7 protein-coding genes are annotated in these 10,654 nt (G+C 37.0%); all 7 read left to right on the forward strand.

The annotated features are described in order from the left end of the window. The coding region (locus ACR2MV_RS13755) for a carboxy terminal-processing peptidase (protein ID WP_434022571.1) at positions 1–1,100 on the forward strand (1,100 nt) is incomplete at its 5' end. Positions 1,101–1,241: 141 nt separating this feature from the next. After that, entirely contained in the window at positions 1,242–2,552 is a 1,311-nt protein-coding gene (gene tilS / locus ACR2MV_RS13760) for a tRNA lysidine(34) synthetase TilS (protein WP_434022573.1), read from the forward strand. Beyond that, a complete protein-coding gene (locus ACR2MV_RS13765) occupies positions 2,549–4,567 on the forward strand; it encodes a cytochrome c biogenesis protein CcdA (RefSeq protein ID WP_434022575.1) in 2,019 nt (672 codons plus the stop codon). The genes tilS and ACR2MV_RS13765 overlap by 4 nt, the downstream gene beginning before the upstream one ends. Positions 4,568–4,636: 69 nt before the next feature. Continuing rightward, on the forward strand, positions 4,637–5,422 hold the full coding sequence (locus ACR2MV_RS13770) for a DUF3108 domain-containing protein (protein ID WP_434022576.1): 786 nt from the start codon (positions 4,637–4,639) through the stop codon (positions 5,420–5,422). Between the two features lie 75 nt (positions 5,423–5,497). After that, the gene (locus ACR2MV_RS13775; protein WP_434022578.1) at positions 5,498–6,766 is read left to right on the forward strand and encodes a M23 family metallopeptidase; all 1,269 of its coding nucleotides are present in this window, start codon (positions 5,498–5,500) and stop codon (positions 6,764–6,766) included. Positions 6,767–6,786: 20 nt separating this feature from the next. Next, on the forward strand, positions 6,787–8,355 hold the full coding sequence (gene pgi, locus ACR2MV_RS13780) for a glucose-6-phosphate isomerase (RefSeq protein ID WP_434022579.1): 1,569 nt from the start codon (positions 6,787–6,789) through the stop codon (positions 8,353–8,355). Positions 8,356–8,452: 97 nt separating this feature from the next. Next, positions 8,453–10,654: carboxypeptidase-like regulatory domain-containing protein (locus tag ACR2MV_RS13785; protein ID WP_434022581.1), on the forward strand; the 2,202-nt coding region annotated here is incomplete at its 3' end.

Raw genomic sequence — 10,654 nt, forward strand, 5'->3', positions numbered from 1 at the left:
TTTCAGTGATATCGATTATCAGAGATATTGTTGAATTGGAAGAAACTTTCGTAAAATCAAGTTTGGTTGAAGTTGATAATCGCAAATTTGGCGTCATCAACCTTCCGAAATTCTATATTGATTTTAACGAACGGAATTTTAGGAATTCTGCAACAGACATGGAACAGGAAATTGCACGATTGAAGGAAGAAAACGTGGAAGGACTGCTAATTGACCTAAGAAATAACGGTGGAGGTTCATTAAAAACTGCTATTGAAATAGCTGGACTTTTTATCAGTGACGGCCCCGTGGTTCAGGTAAAATATCGCGGAGAAAAACCCAATATCAGATCTGACAAGGATAAAAAAATTCAATGGGACGGGCCACTGGTAGTATTGGTGAATGAATTAAGCGCTTCGGCTTCTGAAATTTTTGCAGCAGCCATGCAAGATTATAACCGAGCTGTGATCATTGGTAGTAAACAGTCGTTTGGTAAGGGAACTGTTCAGAATGTGCTTCCGTTAAATAACTATTTCAAGTACGATAAAGATTTGGGTGCACTAAAAATGACCATTCAAAAGTTCTATAGAATAAATGGTGGTTCAACTCAGTTGGAAGGAGTTGTAAGTGATATTGCCATGCCAGACAAGTACACTTATTTTGAAATAGGTGAACGTGACGAGAAAAATCCTTTGAGCTGGGATAAAATAGAACCTGCGGAATACACGCCGATGGATGTATATGAAAACTTCCATACCGTTGTGAACGACAGTAAGAAAAGAATTGGCGACAATCCTCATTTTATCATTATTGATGAGAATGCAAAATGGCTGAAAGAAGGTCGAGATAATACCTTGGTAAATTTAAACTACGAGGATTACAAAAAGGAATTGGAAAAAAGAGAAGAGGAAAATAAAGCTTTCGGTGATATACCCTTGTATGAAAGCAACCTTACTTTTAATTCTCCTATTTATGAAGAACAGTTGATGGCACAAGATTCAATACTTGCCAAAAAAAGAGAAATTTGGCATGAAAGTCTTAGAAAAGACATTTATGTTGAAGAAGCACTGACGGTGCTTTCAGAATTAGAAATGAATAAAAATCTAGTGGTTAAAAATTAGGTTTTAAAATAAATATCTAAAAGTCCTTAACGAGCTCAATCTGTTTGTTAAGGACTTTTTTACTTCTTGTTACAAATAGTCTAACTTTACCGGCAAATAATAACAATTCAATCATCTTTGTTAGAGCGTTTTAAAATACATGTGCAAGATCATTTTCCTGAATTTAACGGCAAAAAATTGTTGCTTGCTGTTTCTGGTGGAATAGACAGTATGGTATTGTCTCAATTGCTTTTAAAACTAGACTATGACTTCTCTTTAGCACATTGTAATTTTAATTTAAGAGGAACAGCTTCTGACCTGGATGAGGCTTTGGTAACATCAGAAGCACAAAAAAATCAAACGCGGTTACATTTGAAACAATTTGACACTGTTCCTTTGGCCAAACAGGCAAAGGTTTCAATTCAAATGGCGGCACGGGATCTCAGATACGCTTGGTTTAATGAACTCATTGATAAAGAAAACTATGACTATTTGCTAACAGCCCACCATGCTGACGACAATATCGAAACCTTTTTGATTAATTTGTCCAGAGGTACGGGCTTAGACGGACTTACCGGCATACCAGAAAAGATTGCGAAAATAAGAAGGCCATTACTTCCTTTTTCGAAAGAAGAAATCTCTGTCTATGCCGAAAGTGAAGGAATCATCTGGCGTGAGGATCAGAGCAACCGTGATAACAAATATGTCAGAAACAAGATTCGCAATGAACTAATTCCGATTTTAAAAGAATTGAACTCTTCCTTTTCTGCCTCTTTTTCATCAACCTTAGATCATTTGAAAGGAAGCCAGCAAATTGTTAAAGATCAACTCAATGATGTCTTGTCGGCCTCCGTCACATCAAGCGATGATCCTTCCATTGTTCGCTTTAAAACACAGGAATTACAGAAATTCGCTAATAACCGATCCTATTATTTTGAAATATTCAGCCCGTATGGCTTTGACCAAACCGAGGAGATCAAATCCTTATTGACTGCCCAACCAGGTAAACAGCTCTTGTCAAAAACACATCGTCTTGTGAAAGATCGTGAGACCCTATTGTTGAGTAAACTTGTCGTTAGGGATTTAGTTCAGGAAGAAAGACTGATCCAAAGTACAGATCAATCGATTGATTTAGGTGATCTTTCGATACAGTTTAATACTGACAAATTAAAAGATCTTTCTGGTCTTCAATTCGATGCAAAATCAGCCTTATTTGATAAAAATCTGTTAACATTTCCTTTATCCGTAAGAAAATGGGAAAAAGGCGACTATTTTTACCCAATCGGTATGAAAGGCAAGAAAAAGCTAAGTAAGTTTTTTAAAGATGAGAAATACTCGCTTTTACAAAAAGAAAATATTTGGTTACTTTGCTCTGGCTCAAAAGTGATCTGGGTGATTGGAAAAAGAATGGATGATCGTTATAAGATTACCGATAATACAACACATATTCTAAAAGCAACTGTAAAAACATGAATGTAGTCTCGAAGTTATTCATTTTCTTATTCCTTATCGGATCCGTCACTAATGCGCAAATTCACAACCCCGTTACCTGGGACACTTCAGTTGAAAGAATTGCTGAGGAAGAATTCAATCTGGTGATTACAGCCGAAATAGAACAAGGCTGGCATTTATACTCGCAAAAGGTGCCTGATGGAGGACCGATACCTACTACCATTACTATTGATACTGACAACAGTGCCTATGAACTTCTGGGAAGTCCGGAAGAAGGGAAAGGCCATGAAGAATATGACAATGTCTTTGACATGGATATTAAATACTTCGAAACCAAGGCCATCTTCAAACAAAAGATAAAGCTCCTGAACTCGAATACGATTGATATCAAAGGAGTATTGGAGTTTATGGTGTGTGATGATACCAATTGTTTGCCTCCGACTGAGGTTGATCTGGTATTTAAGGCAGACCCTGCCAGTTTAGAAATTATTCAACAAACAGTCACCCCTGACAACTCATTTCTTCAGACAAGTGATGTGATTGCAGAAGCAGGAGAAAAGAAAGTAGAAAAAACCGAAATAACGGGAACTTCAAAAAAGGAGCAAAAGAAAAGTTTATGGACGCTTTTCATACTTAGTTTCTTTGCCGGTTTTGCGGCTTTACTGACACCTTGTGTTTTTCCAATGATACCGATGACGGTGAGTTTCTTTACAAAGCAAAGTAAAACAAGGGCGATCGGAATTCGTAACGCGATTCTATACGGAGCCTCTATTGTTATTCTATATGTATTTCTGGGAACCGTTGTTACCTATTTTTTCGGGGCGGATTCTTTAAATGCCCTGTCTACGAATGTTTGGTTTAACCTTGTGTTCTTTTTATTGCTGATTGTTTTTGCTGTTTCATTCCTTGGAGCATTTGAAATTACCTTGCCCAGCAGCTGGGGAACCAAAGTAGATTCTCAGGCAGATCGAGGCGGCCTGGTAGGAATCTTTTTTATGGCGCTTGCACTTGCCATTGTCTCTTTTTCATGTACAGGACCTATTGTTGGTACTGCCCTGGTAGCGGCCGCAGCTCAGGGAGGTACAGCTCCAATTATAAGTATGCTCGGTTTTTCGCTTGCCATTGCACTTCCGTTCTCTTTATTTGCAGCTTTTCCGGGCTGGATGAATTCACTTCCAAAATCAGGTGGATGGCTGAATACTGTAAAAGTATTTCTTGGGTTTTTAGAACTGGCTCTGGCTTTTAAATTTTTGTCAAATGCAGATCTGGTATTACAAGGCCACTGGCTCGAAAGAGAGGTTTTTATCGCGATTTGGATAACCATTTTTGGAGCATTGGCACTCTATTTGTTCGGAAAAATCAAGTTGCCACATGATTCAGATCTCTCACATATTTCTGTCGGAAGACTCAGCTTGGGTCTTGTTGTGATGGCCTTTACGATCTATATGATCCCTGGCCTCTGGGGAGCTCCATTAAAATTAATAAGTGGGTTTCCTCCACCGATGCATTACAGTGAATCTTCCTATGGAGTGGGATATACGAAACTCAGTGATGGTGGTTCCGGTGGTTCCATTGAAATTCCGGAACATGCAAAACTTGGGCCTCACGATATCGTGTCATTCCTTGACTATGAAAAAGGAATGGCTTATGCAAAAAAAGTCAATAAGCCGGTGATGATTGACTTTACAGGCCATGCTTGTGTGAATTGTCGAAAAATGGAGGAAAGAGTTTGGTCGGATTCCCGCGTACTTCAAGTTTTGAAGAATGACATCGTGCTCATTTCTCTTTATGTGGATGATAAAAGGAAACTGCCTGTTGAAGAACAATACACATCTGGAATCAATGGTAAAAAAGTGACAACAATTGGTAAGAAGTGGAGTGAATTTCAAATCAACAAGTACAAGGCCAACGCTCAACCTTATTATGTTTTATTAGATCATGAGGGAAATAATCTAAACGATTACTCAGCCTATAACCCTAATATTGAAGACTATCTGGCCTGGCTTATGGAAGGTATTGGAAATTTTAAGAAATAGGAACTCCTGTTATTTTGGTATAGAATTTGATATCTAGGCTTTCACCGAGCGTTTATTTCAATAACAGCGATGGGTACTATGATTATGCATTATATCAAAAAGATTTTACCACTTTGCTTTCTGTTTGTTTTTGTGTCTTCTTTTTCACAAAATGATACAAAGTCCTTTCAACGTGGAGAGTTTTTAAAATATAAAATTCAATACGGCTTATTAAATGCGGGTTTTGCTACAGTACAATTGAATGAAAAAACTCATGAAAATGACTCATTGATTCATGCGGTTGGAAAAGGGTGGACAACCGGAATGGTAGGATTTTTATTCAAAGTTGAAGACCGGTACGAAAGCTATTTTGGAGAATCTGACCTCAAACCGAAGCATTTTATCAGAAACATCGATGAAGGAGGTTATACCCAGGACAAAGAAGTCTTTTTTGATTATGATAAGAAGGAGGCAAATGAAGTAAATCATAAAAAATCAACCAAGTCTTCTTATTTTATTGAACATGATGTACAGGATATTCTTTCTTCTTTTTATTATATGAGGAGTATTGATTTTACCCAGTTACATGCCAATGATTCCATTGATGTAAATATGTTTTTTGACGGGAAAATGAACCCCATAAAACTCATTGTCCTGGAAAGAGAGATTATCAAAACCCAGTTTGGTAAGATCAAAGCCATTAAAATAAGGCCCCTTGTATTAAAAGGAAGGGTTTTTAAAGATGAAGAAAATGTGACGCTTTGGGTCAGTGATGATTTCAACAAAATTCCTTTAAAAATCAAAGCAGCCTTGCTCGTAGGATCGGCAAAAGCTGAATTAATTGAGTATTCCGGTTTAGTTCATCCCTTTCCTTGATTTTTTAACGATTCTTAGTGCCATTTATTTAACAAAATCGATAAATTTGCAGCGTTGTAAGAAATTTATTCAAACGTGAGAAAAAGCATTTTATTTATTCTGGCAGTGATTCTTCTTTATTCTTGTCAAAAAGATGTGAAGGAATTGACTGAAATTGAAAACATCGAAGAAGAGAAGCCGGTTATAATTGAAGAGTTTGGATATGTGTTAAATGACTACAAGGTCATCAAAGACACCATACAAAGTGGAGAAAGTTTTGGAGAGATCCTCGACAGGCATCATATCGATTATCCGAAAATTTATAAAATTGCGGCTGCTGCCAAAGATACCTTTGACATCCGAAGATTAAGGGCGGGAAAACCATACACCATATTAGCGAAAAACGATTCTACTGAAATGGCTCAGGTATTTATTTATCAGCCGAACAAAGTGGAATACCTCATCGTTGATTTTACCGATTCTATTCAAACAAAATTTGGACACAAGGAAGTGAAAATTGTTGAAAAAACAGCTTCTGGAATTATAGAGTCCTCCTTGTCTGAGGCTATTGAAGGTCAAAACCTAAATTATATTCTGGCGCATGAGATGAGTGATATTTATGCCTGGACCATCGATTTTTTTCATTTACAGAAAGGTGACAATTTTAAATTGATTTATGAGGAAAAATATATCAATGATACCATTCCTGTTGGGATAGGAAACATCAAAGCAGCTTACTTTGTGCACAAGGATAATCCAATTTATGCCTTCAATTTTATTACCGATTCCACAAAGAATGTCAATGATTATTACGATGAAAATGCAAAAACACTTAGAAGACAGTTTTTAAAATCTCCCATCAAATTCAGTCGTATTTCCTCAAGATATAACCTGAAGAGAAGAATTAAATATTACGGCAACAAAGTGAGGGCGCACAGAGGAACTGATTTTGCCGCTAATGTAGGGACGCCCATCATGAGCACGGCAAACGGAACCGTTGTAGCATCCAGGTATAAAGGGGGCAATGGAAATTATGTGAAGGTAAAACACAACTCAACTTATAGCACCCAATACTTGCATATGAAAAAAAGAGCCGTAAAAAAAGGTGATTATGTCAAACAGGGTGATGTTATTGGATGGGTAGGAATGACCGGAAATACTGCCGGACCTCATGTTTGTTATCGCTTTTGGAAAAATGGCAAACAAGTGGATCCCTTTAAGCAAAAACTGCCTTCTGCTGAACCTATAAAAGAACACCTAAAGGATGATTATTTCATTCATATAGAACCGTTAAAACAAAAACTGGATGACGTACCTAACAGTTATCTGGAAACAACCGTCGCCTCAAATCTGCAGGCCGAATAAACATTCATAAAAAGTACATCATGGCTTTAATTAATACCAATCCGACAAATACAGTTTCTTGGAAAGAACTGAACAAACATTTTGATGAGATCAAAGAAGTTCATATGAAGTCTTTGTTTTTGGAAGACTCCAACAGAAAGAATACCATGTCTCTCAACTTTGAGGATCTCCATTTTGATTTCTCAAAAAACAGAATGACACAGGACACCTTGGATCTTTTGATAAATCTGGCAAAAGAGTGTCATTTAGAAGATGCTATCTCCAAGTATTTTGAAGGAGACAAAATCAATGCCACAGAAGACAGAGCAGTATTGCACACGGCATTGAGAAACATGAACAGCGGTTCTATTTTAGTAGATGGAAGCGATATTATGCCCGAGGTACATCAGACACTGGAAAAAATCAAAGATTTTACAAACCAGGTGGTATCGGGAGAATTCAAAGGGTTTTCTGGAAAAGCCTTTACCGATGTTGTAAATATCGGAATCGGAGGGTCAGATTTGGGACCGAATATGGTCGTAGAGGGTTTACATTATTACAAAAATCATTTAAACACTCACTTTGTATCCAATATTGATGGAGATCATGCCACTGAAGTATTAAAAGGACTAAACCCTGAGACCACTTTGTTTGTGATCGTATCAAAAACATTTACAACTCAGGAAACACTTACGAATGCTGAAACTATTAAAAAATGGTTTTTACAATCTGCCACTGAAGATGATATTCAGCACAATTTTGTAGCTGTATCCACAAATCTGGAAAAAGTAAAAGCTTTCGGAATTGATGAAAAAAATATTTTTACGATGTGGAACTGGGTTGGGGGTCGCTACTCTTTATGGAGTGCCGTAGGACTATCCATCAGTCTGTCGATCGGATTCGATAATTTCAAAAAATTCCTTGAAGGAGCTTTCGCCATGGATGAGCACTTTAGAAATACGGATTTCAGAGAAAATATTCCTGTAATAATGGCGGTTATCAGTATTTGGTACAACAACTTTTTCGAATCAGAATCTGAGGTTGTTATTCCTTATACTCAATATCTTGAAAAATTAGCACCGTTCCTACAACAACTATCCATGGAAAGTAATGGGAAATCGGTAGATAGGGACGGTAAGCCTGTAAGCTATCAGACCGGAAACATCATTTGGGGTAATACGGGTACAAACGTACAGCATGCATTTATGCAACTAGTGCATCAGGGTACCAAATTGATTCCAGTTGATTTTATCGGCTACCAGGAATCTTTATATGGCAATGAAGACCACCATCAAAAATTAATGGCTAATTTCTATGCACAGGCAGAAGCACTTTATGCCGGTAAAACCGCGGAGGAGGTTCATTTAGATATGAAAGTAGCCGGAGATTTGAATAAAGTGAACGCCTTAATTCCATTTAAAGTTTTTAATGGAAATCGCCCTTCAAATGCGTTTCTTATGAAAAAATTGACGCCAAGAAGCCTTGGATCGCTGATTTCCAGTTATGAACATAAAACATTTGTACAGGGAATAATATGGAATATCTACAGTTTTGACCAATTTGGTGTGGAATTAGGTAAAGAATTGGCAAATAAATTACTAGTTAAGTAATTGTTAAATTTTGTTAAAAGAATTCATGATTTTTTAACAATCCATTTTGTTTTTTTAAGTAGTTTTGCAGCAGTTATTAACTCAAATTAAACTACAAATGAATAACTTTCAAAAATTAATAACTCTGGTTTTATTTCTCACAACCTCAGTTATTTACTCACAATCTGTTATTACGGGAAAAGTTGCAGATGAAGACGGAGCTCTTCCAGGAGCAAACGTTCTTGTTAAAGGAACTTCTAATGGAACAACTTCTGATTTTGACGGAAATTTTAGAATTGAAGCGTCTAAAACATCAGGGGTTTTAGAAATTTCTTTTGTTGGATATGAAACTAAAGAAGTTTCATTTGATGGAAACATAGACCTTGGGAACATTGTCTTACTCGCAGATGCAAATGCTCTTGACGAGGTAGTCATTGTTGGAACAGGGGTTATTGATTTAGCCGAAGGAAGAAAAACTCCTATCGCAGTATCAACAATCAAAGCCAAAGAGATCCAGGATAAAATCGGAACTCAAGACATTACTATGACCTTGGTTAACACGCCTTCTGTATATGTTGCAGGGCAAGCTGGTGGTTATGGAGATTCAAGAATCGCGGTTCGTGGTTTTGGTCAGGACAACACAGCATACCTGTTGAACGGTCAGCCAATTAACGGTATGGAAGATGGTAAAATGTACTGGTCTAACTGGTCTGGTATGGCAGACATTGCGAATGTTGTACAAACACAACGTGGATTAGGTTCTTCTAAATTAGCGATCTCTTCTGTAGGTGGTACTACAAACTTTGTAACAAAGTCTACAGATAAAAGAGAAAGTGGTTTTGGACATTTTGGAGTTGCGAACGACAATTATTTCAAAACAACAATTGCTTACAACTCAGGTAGATCTGAAAATGGCTGGGGAGCAAGTGTTATGTTCTCTCACTGGCAAGGTGATGGTTATAATGAAGGAAATTTTGGACAAGGTCAAAATTATTTTATTTCGATTGGATACCAAGCCAATGAAAACCATAACTTCAACTTTCTTTTAACTGGTGCACCTCAATGGCATGATCAGAACTTCACAAAAGAACTTACAAATTATGAAACCTATGGTGATAAGTACAACAATAACTGGGGTACATATCAAGGAAAATACATGACTGAAAGAAGAAACTTCTATCACAAACCAGTGATGAACCTTAACTGGGATTTCACGATCAACGAATCTTCAAACTTGTCTACAGTACTTTATGCCTCTTGGGGTAGAGGTGGTGGAACAGGTAACCGTGGTAACAGAATCCGTACAGATGATGGTTATATCGATTATGATGCTATTTATGAATTCAACGAAAGTGTTCCAAACGGAGAGGGTGGATATTTTGCTGCCGGTGGTGGTTATGTAACTCGTTCTTCTGTGAATTCACATAGTTGGTATGGTCTTGTATCTAACTACGAGAACAAATTCACTGAAAACCTTACGTTTAATGTAGGTATTGACTATAGATATTACTATGGTTTTCACCATAGAGTTGTTGAAAACTTCCATGGTTTAAGTTCTTGGCAAGAAAATATCAGATTGAGAGATCAGAATAACAATCACGATACGTATGGTTCTTTTGGAACATATAAAAATGTAATCGCGACTGAATCTTACAATGCTGATCCTTGGGCTGCATTAACAGCTAAGGCACCAGAAGATCAAAAAATTGCTTATAGTAATGATGAAAGAATCACATACGGTGGTTTATTCTCTCAATTAGAATATGCGGATGAAAACTTTTCTGTGTTCGTTCAAGGATCTATTTCTAATCAAAATCACCAAAGATTTGATTATTACCAATATGCAGATCAAGCCTTAATTGACGGAACTTCTTCTCAAAACGTGATTGATCCTGATACAGGGGAGCCAGTGCCGTTACCAGATAATATTGAGCCTGGAACTGATTCAGAGAAAGTAAGTAATTTTGGATTTAACATTAAAGGGGGTGGAGCTTATTTCATCAATACGCAAAATAGCATTTATGGAAACATTGGGTACTATTCACGTCAGCCTTACCATGATAATATTTACTTAAACTTTACCAACCAGGTAAATCCTTTAACTGAAAATGAAAAGATTTTCGGAATGGAATTAGGATATAAATATACTGGTAACAAATTTTCTGGTAGTGTTAACTTGTACAGCACTTCATGGAAAGACAGGGTAGTAAGTTCTTCAGATGTTGAAACTGATCCTGATACCGGACAAGACATTGTGCTTTACACAACAAATTTTGGTGTTGAACAACTTCATATGGGGCTTGAAATAGATGGTGTATAC

Source organism: Lutimonas sp., from assembly GCF_051011215.1.
Taxonomy (GTDB): domain Bacteria; phylum Bacteroidota; class Bacteroidia; order Flavobacteriales; family Flavobacteriaceae; genus Lutimonas.

What these genes read in the sequence shown, in the direction of transcription:
- ACR2MV_RS13765 (WP_434022575.1), top strand. Translation starts at nt 2,549, where the DNA reads ATGAATGTAGTCTCGAAGTTATTCATTTTCTTATTCCTTATCGGATCC.
- ACR2MV_RS13770 (WP_434022576.1), top strand. Translation starts at nt 4,637, where the DNA reads ATGGGTACTATGATTATGCATTATATCAAAAAGATTTTACCACTTTGC.
- pgi (WP_434022579.1), top strand. Translation starts at nt 6,787, where the DNA reads ATGGCTTTAATTAATACCAATCCGACAAATACAGTTTCTTGGAAAGAA.